The sequence below is a fragment of the Streptomyces sp. enrichment culture genome (assembly GCF_964272855.1).
Taxonomy (GTDB): domain Bacteria; phylum Actinomycetota; class Actinomycetes; order Streptomycetales; family Streptomycetaceae; genus Streptomyces.
Genome location: NZ_OZ186847.1, coordinates 8,597,249 through 8,622,632, shown reverse-complemented (window position 1 = coordinate 8,622,632; position 25,384 = coordinate 8,597,249). Strand labels below are relative to the sequence as shown.

Below are 25,384 nucleotides of genomic sequence, written 5' to 3'. Positions count from 1 at the left end.
ACCCGTATCTCACCGTGGCACGGCGGTCTCGGCAACACCAGGCGCACGTCACGATCGGCCCTCGCGTCCTACAGGGCGGCGGCCGTGGGCGGTGGCGAGCACGGTGCGGGGATCCGAGGCGCGGTTGATCGCCGACTCCACGGCGGCGACCCGGTCGGCCAGCAGGCCGAGGGCGGCGACGGCACGGGTGAGAGGGGTCGCTGTCGGGGCCCCCGAGCATCCGGGCGCGGACGTATGCCGCCTTCAGCTCGGCCCAGCGGTCGGCCTGTCGGGAGGTGAGTGTGCCCCGCAGCTCGGCCAGCTTCAGAAGGTTGGCCTCGGCCCCGGTCGTCAAGGTATGGGCCTCGGCCGTGTAGTGGTCGTCGATCAGGGCTGACAGCTCGCTGTCGGTCATGACGGACCGGATGCGCTGGGCGATCTTGTTCATGTTGCGGTAGGAGCCCTGGAGCTGGAAGGGCGGCTCCGTACGCGTGGCGTCCGACTGGGCGGCCGACGTGATGTACGCGGCGTTGACCGCGAGGACGGTCTCGCGGGCCGTCAGCAGATGGCGCAGGACCGCGACGATCCGTTCCAGCTCGGCCGGCGCGTACGGGTGGCTCAGCCGGTCGGCGCCGGCGGAGGGGTCACCCTCGGCCAGGCGGAGCAGCAGCTCCAGGTCGGTGCGGTCGCGGCCGGCGAGCGGGGCGAGCACTGGGTTCGCGGTCAGAGCGTTCTCGATGAAGCTGAGCGCGAAAACGTCCTCCTTGCCGGTCAGGACGTCACCTAGGTTCCACACGTCGGCGCGGTTGGCGAGCATGTCGGGCACCCTGAAGCGACCGCCGGACTCTGTGTAGGGGTTGCCGGCCATGCACACTGCGAACCGCTTGCCCCGCAGATCGTAGGTGTGCGGCCGACCGTCCCTTACGCCCTCGATGCGGCGTGTGGCGTCGCACAGCGGGATGAACTTCTGCAGCAGCTCGGGTGAGGTGTGCTGGATGTCGTCAAGGTGGAGCAGGGTGTTGCTGCCCGCCTCCAGCGCGAAGTTGATCTTTTCGATCTCCCGCCGGGCCGTCGCGTTCGGGGCCTGTGCCGGATCCAGCGAGGTCACGGTGTGGCCCAGCGCCGGGCCGTCGACCTTCACCAGCATCAGGCCGAGCCGGTCGGCGACGTACTCCATGAGCGTCGTCTTGCCGTAGCCCGGCGGGGAGATGAGCAGGAGGAGGCCGCCAGTGTCGGTGCGCTTGGTGTCGCCGGTGGTGCCGAGCTGCCTGGCGAGGTTGTCGCCGATCAGCGGGAGGTACACCTCGTCGATCAGCCTGCCGCGCACGAACGCCGACATCACACGCGGCCGGTACCGGTCCAGGTGGAGGCGGCTGCGCTCAGAGGCCACGAGTGCCGTGCGGCGACGTTGGTAGGCGCGGTGGGCGGGGACCTCGTGGGTGCGGAATCGCTCCGTGCGGGCCAGGAGTTCGTCGACGCGGACGGTGAGGGCGCGGCCGGTGACACGCGGATGGCTGCCGAGCAGTCCGTCGACGGTCTCGGTGAGGGCCGCGTCCGACTCGTGGCGTGGCAGGCCCGGGCAGAGTTCGGCGGCCACCGCCTCGGCCAGGTCGCCGGGGGTGAGGTCCGCTCCGGTCGCGGTGGTGTACGACGTCAGCCACGCCTCGACGAGTTGCCTGCGGGCGGCCGGGTCGGTGAGGACGGCGAGGTCGTCGTCGTAGGCGGACGTGCCCACCGTGCGGCGGAACTTGTCGAGCAGGGTGCGGGTACCGGCGCTGATGACGAAGCCGTCCGGGCCGGTCGTCAGCTCCTCGAAGAGGTAGGCGGCGGCCGCACGCGAGCCGATCGGCCCGGCGAGTTCGGCCTCCAGGTCGGCGATCGCGGGCGCGAGCCCGAAGGTGTCGCGGGCCCGGGCCATGGAGACCGCGCGCCGGGTCCAGCCGTCACGCTCCTCGGCGGTCGTGCCGTGTGCCCAGAAGAGCTGCGCGGCGGCGCGGGCGGCGGGCTCGTGGCGCAGCAAGCCGGCGCCTTGGTGCAGACGCAGGAGCGCGGAGAGGATCAGGGCGGCGTCGTGGTCGTGGACGCCGCGCTCGTAACCCTCGTCGTACGCGGTCTCCGCCGCCTGCCGGACCAGGGTGGGGAGGTCCTCGATCTCCGCGAGGGCGGCCGGACCGTGCTCGTCGAGCAGCCGGGCGGCCAGGTGCTCGGCACGGTAGACGTCGGGCGACTCCGAGGGTAGCGGGCGGTCCCAGTACGGGCGGGTCGCGGCTAAGTCGGGGTCGGTGATCGGTGAGCGGTAGTCCGTGCCCGTCACAGCGAACACCAGTCCCTCGTCGTGCGGTAGCAGAGTGAGGTCCAGCGGCTGGGTGTTGACGGCGAAGCGGTGGGCGCCCAGGCGGAGGGTGCGGCCGTCGTCGGCATACAGGTCGGTGCGGTCGCGCAGGGTGCGCAGGGCCTCCTGGCGGACGGACTTCAGGCGGGCGTCCAGTTCCTCCGCCCTTACCTGGTCGCGGAGTTCGCGTAGTTCGCCGGCGACGCGGCGGACCTTGGCGGGCATCGGATCGGAGGTGAAGTACGTGGCGACGGCGTCCGCGTCGGCGAGCGTGGACGCCCGGCGGGCGACCGTGTCCAGGACGCGGGCCGCCAAGTCGGCCAACCGCTCGGCGCGTCGGGCGCGGGCGTCGGCCAGGGTCTGCTTGCGGGCGGAGAACGTCTCGTGGACCTCGTCGCGTTTGTCCGCCAGCTCGGCGAGGAAGTCGTCGGACTCGGCGAACCTCGATTCGAGGTTCTCCACCTGCACGAGCATGCGGGCCAGCTGCTGGTCGCAGTCCTCGGGGGTGTCGGCTTCGGCGAGCGCGCCGGTGAGGGCCTGACCGAGCAGCGCGAGCTCGGCGGCGAACTCGGCACGGCCCTCACGGGCGAGGAGTTCGCGGCGGCGCCCGTCGAGCGTGGCGCGGGCGCGGTTGACTCCGGCGAGGACCTCGGCGATCCGCTCGAGGATGGACGTGCGGACGGTGGCGTCACCCATGTCGAGACCGGCGACGACATCCGTCACCGTGCGCAGGGCGTCGGCGTGTTGGTCGAGGCGGGCAGCTACGGGTGCGGCCTCGGCGACGGTGGCGATCGCCTCGGCGTCGGCGACGAGCTGTTCGATGTCGTCCTGGTGGCCGGCGAAGGCGTCTTCGTGGGCCAGGTGATTGACGGCCCGCTGTCCGAAGCCGACGAGGTCGGCCTCGACGTCGGCAGCCAGCTCGTCGATCCGGGCGGTGTCCGCGTACCGCATGTCCTTGAGGGTGAGCAGGTGGCCTTGGGCGCGCCGGAGTTCGGTCAGCGCCGACACCCATGCCGCGGCGCTTCGCGGGGTCTCTCCGCGCAGGCGTCGCACGAGGCTGGCGACGCGCGCCGCGGACTCCGCGAGAGCCTCGGCGGCCTGCCGGGTGAGGGCCTGGACGGTCTCGAACTCGGCCAGCACCTGTTCGGCCGTGGCCCGCACCTGTGTGAGCGGCTCGTGCAGGCCTCCCAGCTCCGGCTCGGCCAGCCAGTGGTAGGAGTCGGCGGCCCGGACGCATGCGGCGGTCAGCGCCTCGTAGACCTCCCTGGTCGGGGTGGTCTCGGCGACCGCACGTGTGAGGGACAGACAGTCGGAGATGCCCCGGACGAGGTCGGCGTTGCCGACACGGGCGAGCGGACCGGTCCCAGCCGGCTGGGCGGCGGCGTGGGTGTCGGAGACGAACGGGGAGTTCCACAGCTGGACGGGGTGCACGCGCTGCGGCTCGTCGCCGTCCACACGCAGGGCGAGGAGGGCTCCGTCGTCGAACAGGGCCCAAGCGTGGCAGGTGACAGGGGAGGCGACCTCCTTGCGGATCACGTTGTACGGCAGGAGCAGGCTGCGGCCTTCCACGCGCGCGTGGAAGGCGTAGAGGACGTCCTCGCCGTTCGGGGAACGGACCACCCTCTCGAACTCCAGGCCCGAGGTGTCGACGCCGTCGAAGGTCCGGTGCGTGCCGGTGGTCAGGCAGTAGCCGCCGGGGAAGACGATGCCGTGGTCCTCGGGCAACCGGCGGCACGCCTGCCCGAGCCCGTCGAGGCGGACGACCGTCCTGGTGAGGGTGTTGAACACCAGGTAGCGGTGGACGTCCTCTTTGTAGGGGAGGACGTCCAGCAGGATCAGGGCGCCCACGCGCGCGTACGCGACGTGCGCGTCGGCGAGCGACTGCAGCGGCTCGTCGACCGGCTCGGCGTGGATGCCCTCGCCGGTGTCGGTGTCGTCCTCGATCTTGACGGTCAGTGTGCCGCCCAGTGTGTCGACGAAGACCTCGCCTTCGATCGAGACGTGCGGGTGGCGGCCCAGGACGTGGTCCTCCTGTGTGGTCGCCGTCCACTCGAAGTCGTGGGCGGGCGGGAGGACGTGGTCGCGGTCACCGCGCGCGTCCAGGAAGGACATCTGGCCGTCGTCGGCGACCGCCCACCGCAGGACTCGGATGTCGCCCGCCTTCTCGCCGGTCTGGAAGACGGCCAGCAGCTTGTCCGCCACACGTCGGAGCTGGAGAAGCCGGGCCTGGTGGTAGTAGCGGTGGAGGGCGGCGAACTCACGGAGGAAGGCGGGGTCGTCCAGCAGGCCGGGCACGGCGTCGTCGGGCAGCCGGTTCAGGGTCCGGTCGTGCAGGGCGAACACATTCCGCACGGTGCTCCGCGGCCCGTGGTTGGGAACGGTGTTGTAGCCGAACAGCAGGACGTCGCCGACGGACACGATGTCACGCGGCACGCACGCCGACTCGGCGCGCAGCCGCTCGGTGCCGGCCAGTTCCAGCCGCAGGGAGCCGAACTCCTGCACGCGGCGGGCGTTCAGTGCTTCGGCGCGGCGGGCGAGCTCGGCCGCCTGTGCGGTGAGGCGGTCGCGCAGCACGTCGTACGTACCCGTGTCCAGGCCGGTGGTCATGAAGTCCCTCTCAGGAAAGTCGGAAGAGTACGGTCCCGGAGCTGCCGCCCCCTGCACGGCAGCTCCGGGACCGCGGCCGGTCAGCCCTTGGCACTGCCGTTCAGGGCCGCGAGCGAGGTGTCGGCGACACCCAGCTCGCTCGCCTTGCCGAGGAGCTGCTCCAAGGCGTTGGAGTCGACCCCGCCCGTCTGCATGAGCTTCATCAGCAAGGCGGACACGGTCAGGTTCTGCACGTCGGCCGTGGAGACCGGCCCCATGACCCGGGTGAGGTCTTCGGTGAAGCTCGACGTTCCGTCCAGCCAGGGCTTCGCCAGCGCCTGCGCGGTCTCGGAGTGCTGCACGAAACCGTCGACGCCCTTGCCGAGCCCGATCGCCCCGACCAGCCGGTCGAAGAAGACCGACTCCCCTCCCACGATGTCGATGTCGGCGCTCTCCAGCCCGGTGGCGAGCACCGTGGCCTGCGCCTCCGCCACCTGTCGCTGCACGTCCAGGCCGGCCAGCCGAATCTCCTTCTCGGCCTCCAGGCGCAGCCGGTACTCCTCGTGGCCGCGGGACGCCTCGTCGAGCGCGGCCATCGCGGCGGCCTTCTCGGTAAGGCCGGCGGCCTCCGCCTTCAGCTTCTCGCCGATGGCCGCCGCCTCCGCGAGTGCCTTGGCCTTGGCGCCCTCGGCCTCCGCCCGCAGGCGCGCCTCGGTCGCCTCGGCCTCCGCGCGGCCCGCCTTCTCAATGACGTCGGCCTCCTTGTCACGGACCTGGACGGCGGCGAGTCCCTCGGCGGCGGCCTCGGCCTGGACGCCCTCGGCGAGCCGCAGCTTGGCCTTCGCGTCGAGGTCGGCGCTCTTCAGCCGGGCCTCGGCGAGGGTGAGTTCCTCGGCGGCGCGGTGCACGGCGGCCTGCTCGGCGGCCTCGGCCGCCTTGATGTCCTTGACCAGGTTCTCCTGCGCTTCCGCCTCGGCCGCGATGATCACGGATTGCCGCTGCCGCTCCGCCTCCTCCAGGGCCCGCAGCTTCTTGATGGACTCCTCCTGCTCCGCGACCGTACGGTCGACAGCTACCCGCTCGCGGATGACCTCGGCGATCTCCCGCTTCTCCGCCTCGACCTCCTTCTCGGCGGCGATCTGCGTGAGCTGCGTCTCCCGTTCGCGTGCGATGACCTCGAGGAGGCGGTCCTTCTCGATGCGCTCGTTCTCGATGGCGATGACCCGCTCGCGGTTCTTCTGCGCGACCGCGACTTCGCGGGCCTGGTTCTCGCGCTGGACGCCGAGTTGTTCCTCGGTGCGCAGGAAGGCGGACTGGGCGCGCAGCCGCTCCTCCTCCACGACCCGCGCGGTCTCGGCCTCCTCCCGGGCCCGTACGGTCTCGATCTCCCGCCGCTGCTTGATCTCGGCGTCGGCCTGGCGGCGCTCCAGCTCCAGGACGGCCTCACGGGCGTCGACGTTCTGCCGGGTGATCTCCTTCTCCTCGGTGCGCTGCGCCTCGTTGGTGCGCACGTGCTCCACGGCCGTCAGTTCGGTGATCTTGCGGATGCCCTGGGCATCGAGGACGTTGGCCGGGTCGAGCTGAGTGACCGGCGTCTGCTCCAGGTAGTCGATCGCCGCGTCCTCCAGGTGGTAGCCGTTGAGGTCGACGCCGATGACCTCGTTGATCCGGTACCGCAGTTCCTCACGCTTGGTGTACAGGTCGGTGAAGTCCATCTGCTTGCCGACGGTCTTCAGCGCCTCGGAGAACTTCGCGTGGAACAGTTCCTGCAGTGTGTTCCGGTCGCTGGCCCGCGCGGTGCCGACGGACTGGGCGACCTTGATGACGTCCTGCACGGTCTTGTTGACCTTGACGAAGAACGAGATCCGGATGTCCGCGCGGATGTTGTCCCGGCAGATCAGCCCTTCCTTGCCGGCGCGGGTGATCTCGATGGTCTTCACCGAGATGTCCATCACCTCGGCCTTGTGCAGCACCGGCAGCACGATCTGCCCGGTGAACGTCACATCGACCTTGCGCATCTTGGAGACGATCAGTGCCTTGCCCTGCTCCACCTTGCGGAACAGACGGGCGACGCCGAACAGCACGGCGGCTGCGATGAGGAGGCAGACGAGCACGCCGATGCCCACGGTGCTGAAATCCATAGGGAGTCCTCGAAGTATGCGAAGAGTTGGCGCCTCGGCGAAGAGGCGGGGCAGCCCGCTGGCTGCGGCGGACGCGATCCCAAGGGACACGTGACAGCGGCGGCTCAAGCGAGGGCCTGGTCGCCCTGCTGGAGCCGTTCATCGACACCGTCATCATCTGCACGATGACCGCGCTGACCATCGTCATCGCGAACCCGGCCAGCTACGCGGAGGCCCGCGCCGACCAGTCCATCGCCGGCGTCACGATCACCTCCGACGCCTTCGGCACCGTCCTGCCCTGGTTCCCGTACATCCTCACCGTCGCGGTGATGCTCTTCGCCATCTCCACGGTGCTGACCTGGGGTTACTACGGCCTCAAGGCGTGGACGTACCTCTTCGGCCGCAGCAGGGCCAGCGAGCTGGCGTACAAGGTCGTCTACACGGTCTTCGCCGTCGCGGGTTCCCTGCTGACGCTGCAGACGCTGATCGACATGGCCGACGCGGTGCTCTTCATGCTCGCCGTCATCAACATCATCGGCCTGTACCTCCTCGCCCCGGTCGTCAAGCGCGAGCTGAACTTCTTCCTGCAGTTCGTCCGCGCCCGCAACGCCGGGGAGATCACCGAGGACGACGAAGACCAGGAGTCGGTGAAGACCACCGTCTGACCGCCCCCGCGGCCCGGCTCCTGAGCGGGCCCGTCACGCACCTCGCGCCTTGGTGTGGACGGGCCCGCTCGCCATGCCCAACGCGCTTTTTTTCGCAGGTGAAATGGGGTATGGCGTGATCCCGGGCAGATGGTTAAGGTGTTAAGAACGCGTCAGTGCCGTCCTTGACGGATGCTTTCGGACGCGCGGTGTGCCGGGAAGTCTGGTCGGCGTCCCAGGGGCTCGTACGCCCTCAAGCCGATCCCCGGAGGTCTTCCCGATGGCTGCCGCCCCCCGTGAGCGTTCCCCCTTCCTCGGTCTGCTGCCCCTGCCGGAGCGGACCGCCGTGGTGCAGGCTCTGAGGACGGAGACGGTCGGCGGACTGGTCCTACTGGCCGCAGCTCTGGTGGCACTGGTCTGGGTGAATACTCCGTGGGGCAGCACCTACGAGCAGATACGCGACTTCCACTTCGGTATACCGGCGCTCGGCCTGGACCTCTCGGTCGGGCACTGGACCGCGGACGGATTACTCACAATCTTCTTCCTCGTCGCCGGCATCGAGCTCAAACGCGAACTCGTCGTCGGTGAACTGCGCACCCCCGCCACCGCGGCCCTGCCCGTCGTCGCCGCCGTCTGCGGCATGATCGTGCCCGCCGCGCTCTACGCCGTCACGGCTGCCGCAGGCGGCGGCAGCCTCGACGGCTGGGCCGTACCGATGGCGACCGACATCGCCTTCGCGCTCGCGGTCCTCGCCGTCATCAGCACCCACCTGCCCGCCGCGCTCCGAGCCTTCCTGCTCACGCTCGCCGTCGTCGACGACCTCGGCGGCATCCTCGTCATCGCGATCTTCTTCACCAGCGACCTGAACTTCGCCGCGCTCGGCGGCTCCTTCGCCGGGCTGGTCGTCTTCCACGCCCTCCAGCGCTTCCGCGTGCGCGGCTGGTGGTGGTACGTCCCGCTCGGCGTCGCGATCTGGGCACTGATGTACAACGGCGGCGTCCATGCCACCGTCGCCGGCGTCGCCATGGGCCTGATCCTGCGCACCACCCGAGACAAGGACGAACCCGCCTCCCCCGGTGAACGCACCTCCCACGTCCTCCACCCCATCTCCGCGGGCGTCGCAGTCCCCCTCTTCGCGTTGTTCGCCGCAGGTGTCGGTGTCTCGGCCACCGCCCTGGGCGAGGTGTTCACACAGCCCGAGCCGCTCGGTGTGGTGCTGGGCCTGGTCCTGGGCAAGACCCTGGGCATCTTCGTGGGAACCTATCTGGCCGCCCGCTACACCCGCGCCCAGCTCAACCCCGACCTGGCATGGGCGGATGTCTTCGCACTCGCCGTACTGGCCGGCATCGGCTTCACGGTGGCCCTCTTGATCGGCGAACTCGCCTTCTCCGACCCCTCCACCACCGAACACGTCAAAGCCGCCGTCCTGATCGGCTCCCTGATCGCCGCCGCTCTCGCGGCGATCCTCGTCAAACGGCGCAACGGGATCTACCGCCGCCTGAGCGAGGAGGAGGAACGGGACGACGACCACGACGGCATCCCCGACATCTACCAGCGCTCCGGTGCCGCCGAACGCTGACGGGGAAGGCAGGCGCGATGGACCCGTCCGTGCTGACGGTGACGATCGCCGCTGCCCTGGTCCTCAGGACCGCCGTACTGGAGCAGTGGAAAGCCGCGCAGCGCACGGCGTGAATGGGCCTTCGCCACCAACGGCCCGGCACCGGCCGCCGGCGCCGTGTCGGCCGTTGCTCTGAGCGCCATGGGCTGGGCTTTTCCTGGGCGACGCCGGCCGATCACGTAGGCCACCAGGAGGCCGGTTCCCCTGCGCGAGGCACCGCGCGTGCTCATTTCTGCGCCTGGCTGAAGAGACGGCCTGGCTGTCCACGGCCGACCTCGCCGTGGACTCTGGATACTCCTCGACCTCGCCGATACCGGCCACACCCGCCAGCTCATCACCGACGGCGAACGCCTACTGCCCACATCTCGGGACAAGACCTGCAGCGTTGACCTGGAACGCCGGGGTGAAGCCGGTGATGGTCGCGACCGACAACGCCTCCTACTCCGACATGGTTCTCCGGCTTGTTCTGGCGGGCGGAGATACCCGGGGTGGCCACCGGCGGGTACGGCCCGCTGGATGACCTGGCGCGCAACCGGGTGAACCATGTTCGGCCGGTGCGCGACGATGGCTGAGAGCCGGTCTAGCTCGGCGGCGGCGAGGAATCACTGCGCGAGCGGCAGGACCGGGGGTACGGCTTCACGCACCGACCCGTAGGTCGCCACGGTCGACCCACACCGACCGTGGGGTGCTGCCGGTGCCGGTGCCGGATGATGGCAGCTCGCCCCGCGAGGAGTGTCTGTCCCCGCTCCGCAGCCAGGACGGATGCCGCTCTGGCAGGCGTACGCCGGGGGCGCGTTGTGGGTGAGACCCAGCAGTGCGCGCCCGAAGCGTCGCGGTGAGGCGTGACGTGCGCCGTGCGGTCTGCTGTCCTGAAGGCGGGGGGTGGCAGATGGAGTGGTTCGAGGGTGCGCGCGCGCTCGCGTCGGCGTTCGGCGCGGCGGAACAGCAGAGGGCGTTGGAGCGAGCGCGGCGGCGGTACCGCGCCGGAGCGGGGTTCCGCGGAGTGGTGCTCGGCGGCCCGAGGCGGGGCAAGTCGACTCTGTTGGAACGGCTGGCGGAGCAGGGGCAACGGGGGGAGGACGGCGAGCCGGAGTACGGAGAGCTGGTCGAGCTTCCCGGTCTGGCGGCCCCGGACGGCGGTGCGCAGTGGACGACGTCGGATCAGGACGCCCTGTTCACGGCCGACGTGGCGGTGCTCGTCATCGCGGCGATCTCCCCGCTGAGCATGGATGAGGAGCGGGAGCTGAGGTTCCTGCGGGACACGGTCGGTGTCCCGCACATCGTCGTGGCGGTCACCCGGACCGATCAGGTGGAGTCCGAGGAACTCGACGACTTGCTCGACGACATCCGCGACCGGTTGGCCGAAGTCGACCAGGAGGTCACGGTGTTCCCCATGTCGGCGACCGCCGACGGCGGGCCCTCAGTGGCGGCGCTGCGTGAGGTGCTTGTCCTCCGGCGCGCCGATCCGGGTCTGGCGGGTCTGCGGCTCCGGCGACTGGCCCGGCAGACCTGCGCGGTGCTGGCGGAGATGGCCGCACTCGGATCGGCGGCGGCCGCCGCCGAGAAGCGTGAGCAACAGGACCGGAGCGCGACCCGTGATGAGCTCAGGGACGCGCTGGACACCCGGAACACACGCATCCGGGGCCTGCAGGGGAAACTGGAAAAGAGCAGCTTGGCGTCGGCCCGGAAGATCTTCGCCACGGTTCAGCAGCAGCGACGCGCGCTGGCCGCCGAACTGCGGCAGAACGTCGCGGCGGCCCGGGACCCGCTGGCGTGGTGGCAGGACGAATTCGACGACCAGCTCCAAACCCGGCTGGCGGAGGCCTCCGAGCAGTGGGCTCGGGCGCTCCAGGACGACATGGCCCGGGTCGTCGATCAGCTGGAGGATTCCCTGACGGAGTACTTCCCGACGGAGATCGGCGGAGTGCCCGTGCAATTCGCACAACCCCACCGGCCGCCCGTAGGGCACCGCCGCGAGGTGCGGCTGCCGGATCTGGAGCACTGGCGTCGGCTGACGGTCCTGGTGCGGCCGACCGTGGAAGGGGTCGCCCGCCTGGTTTTCGCGGTGCTCGAACGAAGGCGGGGTACCGAGAGCGCCCGCGGGTCGGGCAGCTCGGACACCACCCTGCAGAAGGCCGTGGTCGACTTCGCGGCCACCTCCGCTGCCAAATTCACGGAGAAGCGGATCGCGGACGAGGAGGCCCGGCAGCGCCGGATCATCGCGGACCGGGTCACCCAGGTGGTGTACCGCGAGATCGAGGAGGTTGCCGGCAGCCTGGCCGCCCTGGTCCGCTCCGCCTACGAGGAGCTCCAGCAGGAGCTGGAAGCGGCCCGCCTCTCCTGGCTGCAGGCCGAGGAGCGGGAGCTGGCGGCGATCACCGCGAGCCCGGCGCCGGACTGGAACGAACTCGTCCAGCGGGCCGGCGAACTGCGTGCGGAGATCCACGCGGGCATCGACGGCATCGGAACTGGCATAGGCAACGGGGAGCCGACATGACGGGAGACGGGGACCGCGCCGACTACGCGGCCGTACAGCACGCCCGGGAAGACCTGGCCGAGGTGACCGCGGGCACCAGCGTGACGGCCGCGGCGCTCGGCCTGGACCTGCGCCGGGAGGAGCTCGACGCACTCGGGGCGCGCATCCGGGGCGACACGTACCGGATCCTCATGCTCGGGCAGGGAAATCGCGGGAAGAGCACGCTGCTCAACGCGCTGCTGGGCGCGAAGGTACTGCCCGCGATGCCGCGCGCCACGACGGCCGTACCCATCTCGGTCGTCTGGGACTCCGACCGGTACGTGGTCCTCCACCTGGAAGGCTCCGAGCCGCCGGTCGCCCTGCCGATCGAGGAGACCGGTATCTCGCGGAACGGGGAGGTGTGGCGGGCGCTCACCATCGACCCCAAGAACCGCCACCAGCCCGGGGCGGTTCGGCACGCCGAACTGCATTGGCCCGCCGAACTGTGCCGTAACGGCGTGGTCCTGGTGGACTCGCCGGGATTGAACCAGGAACCCTGGCTCCATCAGGCCACCTTGAACGCCCTGATGGACGCCGACGTCGTGGTCTTCGTGATCGCCTCGGATCTCGACCTCGAACCGGTCGAGATCGGCTACGCCAAGGACTACCTTCGGCCGTACGGGCACGAGGACTTCTTCGTGGCGTGCACCAGGATCGACCACATCGCGGCCGAGGAGCGGGACGGCCACATCGAGTACCTGACCGAGTACGCCCAGAACTCCCTGCTTGTCGCCGCCGAGCGCGTGTTCTTCCTGGATTCCCGTTCCGCACTGGACCTGCGCAGCACGTGTCCGAGCAGCGCGTCCGCGTGGTCGGATGAGCTCGCCGCGACCGGTCTGCCGGCACTGGCGGCGGCGCTGGAGGGCCACCTCGTCGCAAAGCGCGCGACGGTGAAGGTCCTCGCGCCGGCCCGCCGACTGGCGCTCGCGATCTCCGCGCTGCGGACGGAGGTCGAGGCGCGGCAGAGCCTTCGGAAACAGCGGTACGACCAGGCACGGGCCCGCTGTGCAACCGTACGCGCGGAGCTGGGACCACTGGAGGAGCGCCGGGATCAGATCCGGGACCGGATCGATACGAGCCTGGAGCACATCGGGCTCCAAGTGAACGCGGCCGCCCGCCGATTCCTGCTCGCTGCCGCCGAGGAGTGCCCAGGCTGGCTGGACGGCATCAAGCCGAAGAACAAGATCGGACCGTCCCCCTTCAAGGCTAAGCAACAGGCCAAAGCGGTGGCCGCGGAGTACGTTGCCGGCCTCTCGACGGCCTTCGAGGCCCGTTTCGTCCAGTGGCAGACCGAGGAGTTGAACCCGCAGATCACCCGTCGGCTGGAGGAGCTGGGCGCCCGGCTCGACGAGGACTTCCTCGCCTTCACCGCACAGGCCGACAAGATCCGGCTGGTCCTCACCCCGATGGCCGACGTGGCCCCGGACGTCGACGCGGCCAGCCGGCCCACCGCCGAACGACTGCTGGCCGCGGCCGTCGCGACGCTGGTCGCGGGAGCGGGCGCCGCACCCATCGGAGCCCGGTTCGGCTTCAAGGACGCCATGAAGGCCCTCGTCCCTCAGTTCGCCCTGGGAATCGCGGCCTACGCCGTCGGCGGACCCGTCGGGGTGTTCGTGGTCCAGCTCCTCGCCTCCGCCGTCGCGGTCGAGTGGCTCGCCGCGAAGGCCGACAGCGGCATCGCCCGGAGTGTCGCCAGCGCCATGGCCGAGCACCTGCGCGCATCGGCGGACACCGAGGCCGCGCGGCTGGCGTCCACCGTGACCGACGGACTCGGCAGCCTGAAACCAATCGCCTGCCAGGCCCTGGACGCCGAGATCGAAGCGATCCTGCGGCAGCTGGCCGTCGCCGAGGCAGAAGAGGCGGACAAGGCAGGCGCTGTCGACGACCGCGCTCTCGCCGACCATGCCCGGATGCTCGACGACCACGCCCTCCGCGTTGAGGAGATCCTCCGGAACTGGCAGGTGCGGTGACCCCCATAGACTTCGACGTACTGAGGCGTTCGCTGATCATCCTGCTGAGTACCGACGAGGTCCGCGACCAGAGCTCGTACCTCCGCGCGCCCCCGAACTCGGGGGCGAGTCGACGCTCGCCCTGCTCGACCCGCTGTACGCCGAAGCGTTCCGGCACGGCCGCACGGGCCTGACTCCGCGGCTGGAGCGGATTCAGAAGCTGCTCCGGCTGGCCGGGCAGCTCGACACGCCCCTGGCCGCCTCCATGGTCGAAGCCGGGCAGGGCAGCGGCCGGATCATCGGGGAAACCGCCGTTCCACGGACCGACGAGTCGGCCGGAGCCGGCCGCTGCCCCCGTCCAGCGCACGGCCACTCACCGCACCGCCTTCCGGACCAGCGGTCGCGAGCAGGACCTGCGCTACGCCCTCGGCACGGCACGCCAGGCGCGGTCCTAACGGCAGGCGTGCGATCCCCGGACCCAGGCACTGGAGCTGAGCCTGGCCGAGGTCCTCGACCAGTGCTACGACGCTGCACCCGAGCGCCTCGGCAGTGACGCCGCAGACGATCGAGGTCAGGCCGGGGCTTCTCTCAGCCGTCGAGGAGCCGAGCAGTCAGATGCAGATGCCCACCCATTTACGATTCCCTGACTGCGGCGCACGCCAGGTGCGTCGCATGGGGGGCGAGTTCGTGGTGAACAGACGTGTCCTGCGCGGTGGGTGGAGAGCGGAGGCGCTCCTGGTCACCGTCGTCATGGGCGCGCCGTTGTTGGCGGTTGCGCCCGCAGGAGCGGTGCATGGGGCGGTGCCCGGTGACGTCAACGGTGACGGTTTCCGCGACGCCGTGCTGCCCGCGCCGGGAGCGAACGTCTACGGCAAGGCGGGAGCCGGTGCCGTGGTCGTGCTTTGGTGAGCGACTCCTGAACGATCCGGTAAGCGGTCCGGCCCACTGCGGCCGGCACGTCGTACGGATGTCCTTCGATCGTCAGCGTCGTCTCCAGGCCGGTCCCTTGGAACCTTTCACCAGCTTGGGGATGTGGTCGAGTCCGTGCGGCGGGGTGGTGTCGTCGTCGCGCAGCGCCTCAAGGGTCGCGCGCAGCTCCCGGCTCGCCTCCCAGCCGGCTTCCTGGATCGCGAGCAGGGCCTCTGGCACCTGCTCGCCCCGCCGCCGGGCCACGTGGACGGCGACCTCGGCCTGCACCTTAATGACCGAGATCTGATGGGAGAGCGAGTCGTGCAGCTCCCGCGCGATGCGCAGCCGCTCCTGGTCGGCCCGGCGCCGGGCGGTCTCCTCGCGGGTGCGCTCGGCCTCGTCCGCCCGACGTTCGGCCTGCCGCACCGCCTCCCCGGCCGCGAAGGCGGCGATCAGCCAGGCGAGCTCAAGGGTGTTCCGGGCCTGCGCCACCACCTCGCGCGCGGATCCGTCGTGGGAGACCAGGGCGGTGAAGTGGAGCACGGCCACCAGGCCCACGGAGACAGCCGGCGCGACAGTGCGGTGCCCGGAACGCACCGCGCCGTAGACCGCGACCAGGTAGGAGACGGCCAGCACCTCGAACCCTGCCCCCAGGTAGCCCACCGCGGACAGCCCGGTGACAGCCAGGACCACGAGCGGCGCCCGGCGGCGGGCGGCCAGCGCCAGCCCGCCGGCCGCCAGCAGTGCGGAGCCGAGCAGCTCGCGCACCCCGGGCGGGTGTGGCCCGGACAGCCCGGTGCCCGGCAACAACGCCGCCACCCCCACGGCGATCACCCAGTCGGTGACCGCCGCCGGGACAGCGAACCGTCCCTCGTCCATAAGTGCACGTAGCCGGATGCGGTGCTGGGCGAGTCCGGCTCATGCAGGAGCAGACGGCTACCGCATGTGCGGTACCGGCGCGCCGCCTGCCGCATCCGCGGTATCCGGATGCCTGGAGGACGAGTGGTATCAGGTAGCTGTCACGGCAGGACCAGCATCCACACCTCTGAGGTTTCCAGATCGGACGGACAGAACCTAGGGGTGTCTCGCCGATCATGCCGGGAAGGTGAGAAGGGGCTCGGCCGGATGGCCACATACCCCCGTCGGCGGGGTGCGTCAGCGGACGATCTCGGCGCGGATGCGCTCGTCTGGCGTGGCGATGTCCCAGTAGTAGGCGGTGCCGCTCGCGCCGATGTAGACGCCGGTGCCACCGGTGATGGCCATCTCGAGCTCCGGCGCTCCCCTTTCCCACAGGGCCTGCATGGTCAGGGAGCCCTTCTCGAGCCGGGCCGTGATCACGCACTGCGACGTCTGCTTGTCGCCTTCGATGCGGACGACCTCGCACGTACCGCCCCCGAGTCCGACCATGCGGTCGTCCTTCGACGTGGTGCCGGAGAAGGCGTTCAGGTCGCCCTGGCTCGGCCCTGCCGCGCCGAGGTCGACCGACTCGTACTGCAGGTTCTCGACCTTGAGCTCGAGGACCTCGACGCGCTTCTTCGGGGCCGTCGCCGTGTCAGCGGCACCGGCACTGCCGACGGCGAGGACGCCGAGGGCGGCGGCGGCCAGGGAGACGGCGACGAACCTCTTCATGGGCATGATGAATCCCCTCGCGATTGAACTGCCTTAAGTCATCACGCACTTGACTGCTCTGTGCGACGCCTTCGACGCTACGGCGGGCGGAATCGCTACGTCCAAGACGAATATCGCTATGACGTCATGCCATGGGAGGCATGACGAGGGGACGCTCGACGCACGGTCGGCGAACTCGCGCAGGGTTCCCGGTACGGGTACGAGTACGGACATGGGCCCAGGGGTGCTTGCCTGCGGGCCGGGCTCGTGGCCGGTGGCGGGATCACCGCCAGCACTCGCCTGCCAGAAGAGGGCTCGAAAGAACGAGGACTCGGACGCTCCCACGGCAGGCTGACCAGCGGAGCAGCGGCACGGCCCGGCCCCCGCACGAGGGGGCGGTGACCGGGCCGGGGCTGAGGGTGGATGCCGCATTGCGGAAGCCGGGGTCAGGGCGAGGTGGGGTACGTCGGTTCGGCGGTGTCGGTGGCGGGAGGGGTGAGGACGAAGGCGAGCCGGCCGGGATGGTGTCGTCAGCTGCCTGGACTAGGCAGCCGTGGGTGTGGAACAGGTCGGCCCAGCGTGTGGCCTGAGTGATGCGGGCAGCGCACAGTACGGGGTATCCGGGGTGGTTGTGTGGCTTGGGCTGGGCGTCGAAGTGAAGGGTGGGCGGCGGCGTTCAGGTAGTCGGGCAGGTCGAGGCTGGGGACGAGGGACGTGGTGAAGGGGCTGGTCATCACCTGCCAGTGACTGCCCTCGGCGCTCACCAGCCAGTCACCCGGCTCGGCCGGCAGGTCGCCCCGGCTGGAGAGGATGAGCAGGGTGGTGCCACCCATACCGGACGGGTGCCGGAAGTCGATGCCTTCGGCCATGAGGGTGTGAGGCACGGCTGGCGGCCGCAAGGTCGTCAGGCTGCCACTGGAAGGCGTAACGGTGGGTGGTGGACATGAGGTTCCTCCTGGCCTGACCTGTGTGATGGGGCCAGGCCGCACGGTGCGGGAGAGGGAACCCTCGCCTGGCGCTGCCCGGCCATGGCCGGTCGCTCACAGCACACGAGAGGGGAATCGTGCGCAGTGTCTCCGGCTGCACTGACCGTCGTGGACGGCGGGGTAAGCGACACAACCCCGCTCCCCCGCTCTGCGGACAGGCAGAAGGGGCGAGGCACTCGGACGACCGTGGAGTCGACGGACACCACCCAACTCAACTCCTCGTCGGCATCCGCCTGGGCCAACAGGGCGGTGAACATTCGCTCCCAAATTCCGTCGATTGCCCAGTTCCGCAGACGGCTGTAAGCACCTTTCCACTAGCCGAACTCCACGGGCAGATCCATCCATGGAGCTCCCGTCGGGTACTTCCCAGCGATCGTGTCGATCACCTGCCGGTGATCACGCCATCTCCTGCCTCTGCGAGGTGTCCGGCCAGGCAACAAGGGCTCTCGATCCTGGCCCACTGGGCATCGGTCAACACGCTCAAGACAACGACGAGCCGCTTGCGCCGCAACGCCTCAGAACCCGGCCATGGATTTGTCCAGCACTCCGCCCAGTGCACCGTAGACGCTGCAGCGAACCGAGTGCCCTGCCTTGCGTCGGAGCCCGAACCCCACGATGCACGACAACGCGAAGAGCCCGCCAAGGGCCATTGCGACGAGCGGGTTGTAGACGAAGTACGCGAAGCCCGCGACGCCAGTCCAGACGAGGATCGGCAGGAGCGAGCCGCGCAGCACCGTCCAGAACCCAATCCGTTCTGGCCCCGACGGCAGCACACGTCCGTGCCATACCTCGATGTGGTTCCTGGTCACGCAGTGCTCAGGTCGCATGAAGCCATCTCACCACCGACAGCCCGGAGCTTGTGTGGCGATCCGTAAGAAACTGCCCGAGTGTTGTCCCGCAAATGATTTACGACGTGCCGGTTTACCAGCGTCGTTGCCTCTCATCCGGCCAGTGTGAGGTTGTGCAGGCGAGCGATGCCGAGCATGGCGTGGTGGACACCATCGCCTTTGAGGCGGCAGTCGCGGAGAATCTGGGCACGGCGGTGCGGGATGACCAGGCCGGTGCCCCGGTAGCCGCCGTCCGCGATCACGGTGGTGTGGCCGACGGCATCCCTGGCGCCTGACATCTTCCATGCCCTGCAGTCGTTGCGATTCCCTGGGACCGGCCGGCCGACGGCGGCGACGAGTCGGGTGTCGACGTCGATGGCGACCTGGTGGTTGTGGAGTGCCGGTAGTTTTTCGACTGCTCGGCGATGGTGTGGTCGCGGGTAGGGACCAGGGTGCCGTCCACGATCAGCACGGTGTCCTTGCCGAACCGTCTGCGTTGCTGGAGCGCAAGCGAAGGACCGAGATGGTCGATGATGCGGTCCACGGCCGACTTCGACACTCCGAAGGACCGGGTCGGCACCCTCGCGCCGCAGTGCGGTGACCAGCTTGACCGAACTGCCACCAGCCACCGCAAGATCGCCTCATCTGCCGGGGAGGCTGTTGGCCAGCCAGTCTGCTTGTTCCGCACGACTGACGTCGGCATCGCCGTCCACCACGTAAGCCAACGCCTCCGCGAAGGTCGTCCCCAGGGGCCAGAGGACGTTCGGGCCGACAGCGACGACACGCCCGCTGGCCGCGATATACGACCTGAACTGGACCGACCACGTACCCAGAGGGCTGTAGTTCTCCGCGTAGCGACGCCTCAGCTTGGATGCTTCCGCGGCGGTGTCGATGCAAGCGTCAACGGGGTCTATGTGCAGTGACGAGGCAGGAACGCGAGCGGGGCAGCTCTTGATCGTCAGCTGATCGTTTACGGGACGACGCTCAGGCAGGCGAACTGTGTAGCCCGCTGTCCTGGTGGGCTGGGCCGAGCCTCCCACAGTCGGTTAACTTGTCCCTCCGGCTATGAGAATGGCGAGACTTGGGGGGCTTGTGCAGCCGCTAGTCGCGGGAGATCCAGCAAGGGTGGGTAGTTACCGCCTACTCGGCCGCCTCGGCGAAGGAGGCATGGGACGCGTCTACCTGGGACGGGCCGAGGGCGGCGCCACCGTCGCCGTGAAGGTGATCCAAGCAGAGTACGCCCAACTGCCCGAGTTCCGCAGGCGTTTTGCTCGCGAAGTGGCCGCGGCACGCAAGGTCGGCGGGAACTGGACCGCTCCGGTACGGGACGCGGACACGGACGCTCCTGTGCCCTGGGTGGCCACGGGGTATGTGCCAGGGCCGGACCTGCACACCGTGGTGGAGACGTTCGGGCACCTTCCAGAGAGGTCAGTGGCGGCTCTCGGACACGGCCTTCTGCATGCTCTGCGCGATGTTCATGCCGCGGGGCTGGTTCATCGTGACCTCAAACCATCCAACGTTCTCGTGACGGTCGACGGCCCGAGGGTCATCGATTTCGGGATCGCTCGCGCCCTGGAGACTCTTGCGGAGGGGCGACTGACCCATACCGGGGCGGTGATCGGTTCACCGGCGTTCATGTCGCCGGAGCAGGCACGAGGCAAACGGCTGACGTATGCGTCGGACGTCTTTTCATTCGGTTCCGTTCTAGCTTTCGCCGCCACCGGTCGCTCACCGTTCGGCACTGCTGACGGCGGTATCCATGCGTTGTTGTTCCGCGTCGCCGAAGAGAGCCCCGACCTATCAGGCCTGCCTGCCGGACTGCGCCCTGTGGTCGAGTCCTGCCTGGCCAAGGACCCCGAGAGCCGCCCGAGCGTGGGCGAACTTTTGGCACGTACGAAGCCTCCTGAAGGCCCGTGGCTTCCTGCCGAAGTCCTGCACCATCTGGGCCAGGAGAGCGCCCGCCTCCTCAACATTGATATGCCGCAGCGAGATCCCGCACATGCCCTCGAGGCCATCAGGCCTCGCAGCACCAGCGACGGCTCCTCAGGAACATCGGCCGGCCACAGTGCCACAGTCCGGGAGGCATCCAAAGAGGATGCGTCGACGATCGACGCGCCTCGACATCCGTCGTTGCCAGGACGCCAGCCGTCGAAACCTGACCCAGCCGCCGACTCTCGTCGGAGCCTGACGTTTGCCAAGCCCAGGAGCCGAGGCCTCCTCTTCGGCGCCCTGGCCATCGTCCTGGCGGTAACCGCGGTAACCCTCGTTCCCGCCCTGGGACGTCCGGATGAATCAGACCTCCCGGTGGTCGGCACCTGGGAGCTCAGCCAGCCAGCGCTGAGCGGGGCCTACCGGCGGCTCACCATCGACGCCGACAGCAGACCGGGCGGCTCACCTGCCCAGATCCTGTTCATCAACAGGGGCGGGGGTGTGCTTTGCCAAGGCGTAGCCCCTGTCATCGAGCGAAGCGGGACGCGCGTACTACTGGGCCCAGAGGAGATCGAAAGAACAGTGCCAAGGAGCGCACGGAAGGACCAGTGCGATGGGAAGGGTCGTCAGGCGTACACCATGCGGCAGCAAGACAAGCTCCGAGCGGAACCTGCTTCGCCGAACCCCGACGACAGCGAGTTGATCAGAGTAGCCGACCCGGGCAAGCGCATCGCTCCGGAGTTCCTGGGCAACTGGTGGGGCGTGACGAACGAAGGCTATTACAGCACCTACCGCCGAGCCTCACTCTCCGTTACCCAGGCCGCAGTCGGAGAGATGGCCGTGACCTTCGAACTGTCCGACGGGCCTGATGGCGCCCGTTGTAATGGCGAGGCTCCCCTCCTTCTGGCAAGAGACGACTCAATACGGCTCGGTCCAGCCGAAATTTCCCCCTCGTCCGCGGTCGGCTGTTCACCCAAAGCGCTGGTATCCACCGCTGGTGACATGACTCTGCTCCTCGATGGGCAAGCAACCATCCCCCTCCTGTGACGAGTGCCATCCAGGCCGGGGGGAGTTGAGCGCGGCGCGAAGAGGGCGCAAAGCCACTACTCGCGCCACGGGTTGGCGGCTGCGCCCTCGTCGAGGCGCTGCGTCTCCTGCCGGCTCGGACGCGTGTCCGGGGTGAGGGGTGCGGGGTTGGTGAGCGCGGCCGGGTCGGTGGTCCACTCCGTTCCGCCGCCCTTGGGCCGCAGCCACGCCATCGGGCGGGGCTTGTCGCCGTCGGGGCGATGGCACGTAGGATTCCCCGGCGCCCTGTGGCGGTGTCCTCGACCTCGCGCCGATCCAGCGGTGGTCTTGGTGCAGCAGGCTGCGGGCGGTGCTCACGTGTCCTCACCGCTCCTTTCGCCCAAGGGTGCCCAGGAGTACCGAACACGCACGCCGTACTCGTGCAGCCACTGGATCTCGCGGTGCCGCACGTCGTGGGAGGGCTGCGGGGCGTTGGAGGCGGGCCACCTTGTGATCACCACGGCGGTGACGGTCCGGGGCGGGTGTGAGGGGCACAGGCCGGTCGTTTGGCGAGGATCCTCAGGCCGGGTCCGTCACCTGGCGCCGGGTGGCCCGCACCACCAGGCCGCCGATGACCGTGAGGCCCATCAGGACAGTGCCGAAGACGGTGGCGCCTTCGGTCAGGCCGACCACGTTGCTGACGTAGCCGGCCGAGACGTCGATACCTGAGGTCAGTGAGGCCGAAGTCGTAGCGCACTTTGAGGAACATGGCGAGCTCCTGCCCGAGCTGGTGTTCACCGCCGTGGGCGCTTACACGGGCGTCGCCATCGACCAGGACGCTGTGAAGGCCGGTGACCTTTCCGACGTCCTCATCGCCCCGGCCTGACCTGACCGCGGCCCGCACCCACCGAGTCGTCCGGATCTGCGAGCGCCAGGGCATTCCGGTCCTTGCCGACCGCGCCTATACCGGGGCCGGCTCCTGGGTGACCACGCCGATCAGGCGACTTCCGCACCAGGGCCTCAGCCCGGCCCAGCGGACGGTCAACCGGGCCCTGTCAGCCACACGAGCACCAGTCGAACAAAGCGTCGCGAGACTGAAGTCCTGGCACGTCTTCCGCAAAGCCCGTCTCAGTCCCAACCGCATGACGGCCATCCCCGCGGCTGTCCTCACCCTGGAGCGTCAACGCCGAGGATACTTTTTCACCGTTGTCTCTCCAGGTGAGGACGGCTTTGGCGAAGGACGGTCATCCAGTTGGGACTGACGCGGGATCTTTTGTTTCACGACCAGACAAGTCGCCCTTCGGCGACCTCACAGACCGGATAGTTTCCAGCGGCGATCTTCGTCAGCGTCTCCGCTACGGAGTCGAAATAGTGAGCCAGCGATTCGTATTCGCCCGTGATCGTGTTCTCACCTACGAACCACCTGCCGACACGCCCGTCCCGCACGTCGATGAACTTTCCCATCCAGCCGTCCTGGTCCGACAGGAACGGGATCCACTCATTACGCCAGAACGGATTGTCCGGCTGGTCCGGAGGGTCGAATCCACCGGGCGTGGAGCGGTTCGCGTAGAGCTTCTCCATTGCCCGGATACCCAGAAAGAAGCTTCCCTCATCCGGGAACCCGGCGAAGCCGCAACATGCCACATCGTCGTCCACATCTTCTTCAGGAAGATCCAGATTGTTCTGCAGCAGCCAGGCCCGCAGATCCCGGGGGAGGGCGATACCCATTCGTTCCTCGGCGGCCGCGAGCGTCTGTTCCGTAGCGGGCCCAGGCAGATCCGCGTGATCGGCCGGTGCGTGCTGCCGAAGAAGACTCATCACGCGGGACCAGCTCTCCGTCACGCTCGTTCCCCTCCGCCCTCTCTACACGGAGGCCCCATACGACTGCGCCACTGCGGGGGTTGCGGAGCGCCGACCGGAGAACCTCGCAGGGATGGTACTCCGAGCAGGCTTCCTGCCCCCTCCCCCACGACCACCTTCCGGCCCGAAGCGCAGTACCGGCCGCTCAGCGAGGTGACCGTCCGCCAACTCCTCACCAACACAAGGCCGCTGTACCCGGCGGACCCAGCCGAGGAATCTCCATGGCACGAGCAAGGACGACATCCGCCGTGGCGTCCTGCCATGAGCCAGTAGAGGTACTCTCCGTTGTCCGTGGTTGCCCAGCAGACCAGACGACTCCCCCCGGTTCCATCTCGGCCGGCTTGTCCACGAATTCCCAGAGAGCGTCGTTGGCTTCTTCGCGCTCAGCGCTGATCTTCAATAGGTCATGGACATCGTTCGGGCACCCGGGCTCCAACAGGAGGAGGTGGTCGTCGACGAGGCCGCCACCGTACGCCTCGATCAGTTCTCGATAGTCGGCGGGCAACGCGGCATGCAGGTTCTCCTCGGCCGCAAACGCGATCGAACACCTCCAGGACGCACCTCTCGGAGTGTCCAACCACCACGGACCAACCGGACGAAACTCGCCGGCAGCATCGCGGAACGCAGAGGAAGAGCCACGCCCGGCGTACCCAACGGCCTGCGGAAACACCCGTCGGGGAAACGCGGTCTCATCGCCACGGCTCTGGCACGTCCCCGCCGGCGGCGCAGACCTGAGCAAGGCGCACGGGCGCACCCGTCCGTGCTCCGATGTGCGAATGAGCCGGGCTGCGGGCGATCTCGTCCATCCCCGCATCGGGGTGAATAGACACCTGCCTGTGCGCCAGCCCGGCGCACCGCCCCGAAGGAGGGACCAGTGTCCACGCTCTCGCTGCTCGTCCTGATGCTCGCCACCGTCGTCGCCCTACTCCTCCTCAGCACCCTGGCCTACCTGCCCTACCGGCACCCGCGGCTCGCCGCCCCGCTTGGTGTCGCCGGAACCTTCGCGGCCGTCCTCGTTGCCGTCGGAGCGCTCATTACCGCCCGGGGACCCACGCTGCCACGGCGGCCGAGGCCGCCCACCAACTTGGCCGGGTCGCAACCGCAGGCGGCACAGCTGACGGTCTCGGGGGCCCGGACGCTCTGAGAGCCGACGACGGCTGCCACTGCTTGGGGGTTCCCCGGGGGCCGCGTCACGCCGCCGCCCAGGTCACGCTCCTATGGGTACGTCCAGACGGACTCTCGCAGCTTGAGAAGGGCGCTGCTTACGCACTGCGCAGCTGATCTGCCCTCGGATCTCATCCCCTCGGACAGCGGTCCGCCACCAGGCGCGAACGTCCACTCCGCCCGGCCTTCCTGCCATCGCTCCGCGTCGATCCAGCTCCGGCCACCGCCCCTTCGCCCCGGTCATGTCCGGATCCCACGCAGCGTCGCGTGATCGTTGACCCTCGAGCCGCCGGGTGCGCGGCCCTTTGGAGGTAAGGCGAGTCCTGAGCGTTCAGCGTCCCTGTCGGGGGCGCCGGTGGGGCCGTTGCGATGCGCGGCGCGGGCGTCGCACGGGGGCCGCATCGCTGTCTGCGGGAGGCGAGGAGAAGCCGCCCGCGATGCCCGGCCGGGCCGGGGCCGGGACCTGCCCGGCGGCCGGGGCGGACTGCGGGGTGGTGCGGTTCGGCCGCGCGGCGCGGGCGACGACGGTGGCGTTCGCGATGAGCGGGGCGCACATCTCGCAGACCTCTTCCAGGCTCCACACGCGGCGCATGACGGGGTCGTGCCGCAGGATCAGTACGACGCTGCCCGCGCAGGACGTCTTGGTGTCGGGGTGTGCGCCGCAGCGCTGGGAGCCGCAGTGGCAGTAGGCGTTGGGGTTGACGGTGGCAGCTTTGGCGTGTGCGGCGGCGTGGGCGGAATCGATCAGCTTCACCGGTGTCCCAGCACGTGACCGCCGCCGGCCAGGCGACACGATGCGCCCTCGGGCACCCGCCCCTCGTGAACTGCAAGGACAAACGCGTGGGACCCATCGAAGAACACGGAACAGGATACCGACGACGCGTCCCAGGTCGCCTGCGATGCGTGGCGCGGGGCGGGGCGGGGCGGGGAAGCCCGAGTTCTCCTGTATGGGCCAGTGCAGACGTGCGAGGATGCGTAAGTGGTGACGGAAGCAGAGTGGGAGCAGATTCAAGGTGAGCTGTCCTTCGGGCAGGTCTTCACGGGCACTGTCGTCCGAGTGCCCAGGCCGGGGGCGATCGGCGTCTTCGTGGACATTGGCCTCAGTGTCGGAGGGTTCGTCGACGTAGTGCTTCTGCCCCGTCGGCGAAGCGAGGACTGGCCTGTCGAGGGGACAGTGACCGACTTCGAGGTCTGGTGGGTGCACAGCGATCATCAGCAGATTCGGCTGAAGCCCGTTGACCGGCAGTACCTGTGCGAGGACTTCGCCGACCACGTCGCCCGATTCAGGCCCAACTGGCCCTCCGAAGTCGGTAAATCGGTAAGGCGGCCGAGGCCATCAACTCCTTAGGCGCT

15 protein-coding genes and 6 pseudogenes are annotated in these 25,384 nt (G+C 69.3%); 10 read left to right on the top strand and 11 right to left on the bottom strand.

Features of this window, described 5'->3' with window-relative positions; genetic code table 11:
- Positions 1–48 precede the first annotated feature (48 nt).
- Positions 49–4,918, bottom strand: a pseudogene (locus tag ACSU6L_RS38600) (DNA repair ATPase).
- 80 nt (positions 4,919–4,998) lie between these two features.
- A complete protein-coding gene (locus ACSU6L_RS38595) occupies positions 4,999–7,038 on the bottom strand; it encodes a flotillin family protein (RefSeq protein WP_437064329.1) in 2,040 nt (679 codons plus the stop codon).
- Positions 7,039–7,142: 104 nt separating this feature from the next.
- On the opposite strand from ACSU6L_RS38595, the pseudogene ACSU6L_RS38590 reads away from it, so the two are divergent.
- The 6 genes and pseudogenes from ACSU6L_RS38590 to ACSU6L_RS38565 all read left to right on the top strand — a co-directional run.
- A pseudogene (locus tag ACSU6L_RS38590) lies at positions 7,143–7,682 on the top strand (alanine:cation symporter family protein); the annotation flags it as partial.
- A 259-nt stretch (positions 7,683–7,941) separates the two neighbouring features.
- Positions 7,942–9,240: a Na+/H+ antiporter NhaA gene (nhaA, locus tag ACSU6L_RS38585; protein WP_437064328.1), complete on the top strand. Its 1,299-nt coding sequence runs from the start codon at positions 7,942–7,944 to the stop codon at positions 9,238–9,240.
- A 349-nt stretch (positions 9,241–9,589) separates the two neighbouring features.
- A pseudogene (locus tag ACSU6L_RS38580) lies at positions 9,590–9,821 on the top strand (hypothetical protein); the annotation flags it as partial.
- A gap of 347 nt (positions 9,822–10,168) precedes the next feature.
- Positions 10,169–11,776: a GTP-binding protein gene (locus tag ACSU6L_RS38575; RefSeq protein WP_437064327.1), complete on the top strand. Its 1,608-nt coding sequence runs from the start codon at positions 10,169–10,171 to the stop codon at positions 11,774–11,776.
- Positions 11,773–13,764, top strand: a complete 1,992-nt coding sequence (locus ACSU6L_RS38570; RefSeq protein ID WP_437064326.1) for a dynamin family protein — start codon at positions 11,773–11,775, stop codon at positions 13,762–13,764. Before ACSU6L_RS38575 ends, ACSU6L_RS38570 begins: the two co-directional genes overlap by 4 nt.
- A gap of 594 nt (positions 13,765–14,358) precedes the next feature.
- On the top strand, positions 14,359–14,652 hold the full coding sequence (locus tag ACSU6L_RS38565; RefSeq protein WP_437065210.1) for an FG-GAP repeat protein: 294 nt from the start codon (positions 14,359–14,361) through the stop codon (positions 14,650–14,652).
- Here ACSU6L_RS38565 and ACSU6L_RS38560 read toward each other — a convergent pair.
- The 5 genes and pseudogenes from ACSU6L_RS38560 to ACSU6L_RS38540 form a co-directional block, all read right to left on the bottom strand.
- Positions 14,648–15,531: pseudogene (locus ACSU6L_RS38560) on the bottom strand (sensor histidine kinase); the annotation flags it as partial. The gene ACSU6L_RS38565 and the pseudogene ACSU6L_RS38560 sit on opposite strands and share 5 nt — an antisense overlap.
- Positions 15,532–15,807: 276 nt before the next feature.
- A complete protein-coding gene (locus tag ACSU6L_RS38555) occupies positions 15,808–16,287 on the bottom strand; it encodes an allene oxide cyclase barrel-like domain-containing protein (RefSeq protein WP_437064325.1) in 480 nt (159 codons plus the stop codon).
- A gap of 1,273 nt (positions 16,288–17,560) precedes the next feature.
- Positions 17,561–17,707 (bottom strand): transposase, encoded by a 147-nt coding sequence (locus ACSU6L_RS38550; RefSeq protein ID WP_437064324.1) that lies wholly within the window; start codon positions 17,705–17,707, stop codon positions 17,561–17,563.
- Between the two features lie 54 nt (positions 17,708–17,761).
- On the bottom strand, positions 17,762–18,055 hold the full coding sequence (locus tag ACSU6L_RS38545) for a hypothetical protein (protein WP_437064323.1): 294 nt from the start codon (positions 18,053–18,055) through the stop codon (positions 17,762–17,764).
- Between the two features lie 131 nt (positions 18,056–18,186).
- A pseudogene (locus ACSU6L_RS38540) lies at positions 18,187–18,875 on the bottom strand (transposase).
- 365 nt (positions 18,876–19,240) lie between these two features.
- Here ACSU6L_RS38540 and ACSU6L_RS38535 point away from each other — a divergent pair.
- Positions 19,241–21,049: a serine/threonine-protein kinase gene (locus tag ACSU6L_RS38535; protein WP_437064322.1), complete on the top strand. Its 1,809-nt coding sequence runs from the start codon at positions 19,241–19,243 to the stop codon at positions 21,047–21,049.
- 56 nt (positions 21,050–21,105) lie between these two features.
- On the opposite strand, the gene ACSU6L_RS38530 is transcribed toward ACSU6L_RS38535, so the two are convergent.
- Both ACSU6L_RS38530 and ACSU6L_RS38525 read right to left on the bottom strand, forming a co-directional pair.
- Positions 21,106–21,261, bottom strand: a complete 156-nt coding sequence (locus ACSU6L_RS38530; protein WP_437064321.1) for a hypothetical protein — start codon at positions 21,259–21,261, stop codon at positions 21,106–21,108.
- Between the two features lie 120 nt (positions 21,262–21,381).
- Positions 21,382–21,528, bottom strand: a complete 147-nt coding sequence (locus ACSU6L_RS38525) for a hypothetical protein (RefSeq protein WP_437064320.1) — start codon at positions 21,526–21,528, stop codon at positions 21,382–21,384.
- 363 nt (positions 21,529–21,891) lie between these two features.
- Between ACSU6L_RS38525 and ACSU6L_RS38520 the strand changes: the two are divergent.
- A pseudogene (locus ACSU6L_RS38520) lies at positions 21,892–22,194 on the top strand (transposase family protein); the annotation flags it as partial.
- A gap of 91 nt (positions 22,195–22,285) precedes the next feature.
- Here ACSU6L_RS38520 and ACSU6L_RS38515 read toward each other — a convergent pair.
- On the bottom strand, positions 22,286–22,849 hold the full coding sequence (locus tag ACSU6L_RS38515) for an SMI1/KNR4 family protein (RefSeq protein ID WP_437064319.1): 564 nt from the start codon (positions 22,847–22,849) through the stop codon (positions 22,286–22,288).
- An 892-nt stretch (positions 22,850–23,741) separates the two neighbouring features.
- On the opposite strand from ACSU6L_RS38515, the gene ACSU6L_RS38510 reads away from it, so the two are divergent.
- Positions 23,742–24,011: a hypothetical protein gene (locus ACSU6L_RS38510; RefSeq protein ID WP_437064318.1), complete on the top strand. Its 270-nt coding sequence runs from the start codon at positions 23,742–23,744 to the stop codon at positions 24,009–24,011.
- A 351-nt stretch (positions 24,012–24,362) separates the two neighbouring features.
- On the opposite strand, the gene ACSU6L_RS38505 is transcribed toward ACSU6L_RS38510, so the two are convergent.
- Complete coding sequence (locus ACSU6L_RS38505) at positions 24,363–24,785, bottom strand: hypothetical protein (RefSeq protein WP_437064317.1); 423 nt, start codon at positions 24,783–24,785, stop codon at positions 24,363–24,365.
- Between the two features lie 228 nt (positions 24,786–25,013).
- Between ACSU6L_RS38505 and ACSU6L_RS38500 the strand changes: the two genes are divergently transcribed.
- On the top strand, positions 25,014–25,379 hold the full coding sequence (locus tag ACSU6L_RS38500) for a hypothetical protein (RefSeq protein ID WP_437064316.1): 366 nt from the start codon (positions 25,014–25,016) through the stop codon (positions 25,377–25,379).
- Positions 25,380–25,384: the final 5 nt, after the last annotated feature.

Excerpts from the sequence above, each read along its gene's own strand:
- ACSU6L_RS38595 (WP_437064329.1), bottom strand. The coding sequence starts at position 7,038 with ATGGATTTCAGCACCGTGGGCATCGGCGTGCTCGTCTGCCTCCTCATC.
- nhaA (WP_437064328.1), top strand. The coding sequence starts at position 7,942 with ATGGCTGCCGCCCCCCGTGAGCGTTCCCCCTTCCTCGGTCTGCTGCCC.
- ACSU6L_RS38575 (WP_437064327.1), top strand. The coding sequence starts at position 10,169 with ATGGAGTGGTTCGAGGGTGCGCGCGCGCTCGCGTCGGCGTTCGGCGCG.
- ACSU6L_RS38570 (WP_437064326.1), top strand. The coding sequence starts at position 11,773 with ATGACGGGAGACGGGGACCGCGCCGACTACGCGGCCGTACAGCACGCC.
- ACSU6L_RS38565 (WP_437065210.1), top strand. The coding sequence starts at position 14,359 with ATGCAGATGCCCACCCATTTACGATTCCCTGACTGCGGCGCACGCCAG.
- ACSU6L_RS38555 (WP_437064325.1), bottom strand. The coding sequence starts at position 16,287 with ATGCCCATGAAGAGGTTCGTCGCCGTCTCCCTGGCCGCCGCCGCCCTC.
- ACSU6L_RS38535 (WP_437064322.1), top strand. The coding sequence starts at position 19,241 with ATGGGACGCGTCTACCTGGGACGGGCCGAGGGCGGCGCCACCGTCGCC.
- ACSU6L_RS38530 (WP_437064321.1), bottom strand. The coding sequence starts at position 21,261 with ATGGCGTGGCTGCGGCCCAAGGGCGGCGGAACGGAGTGGACCACCGAC.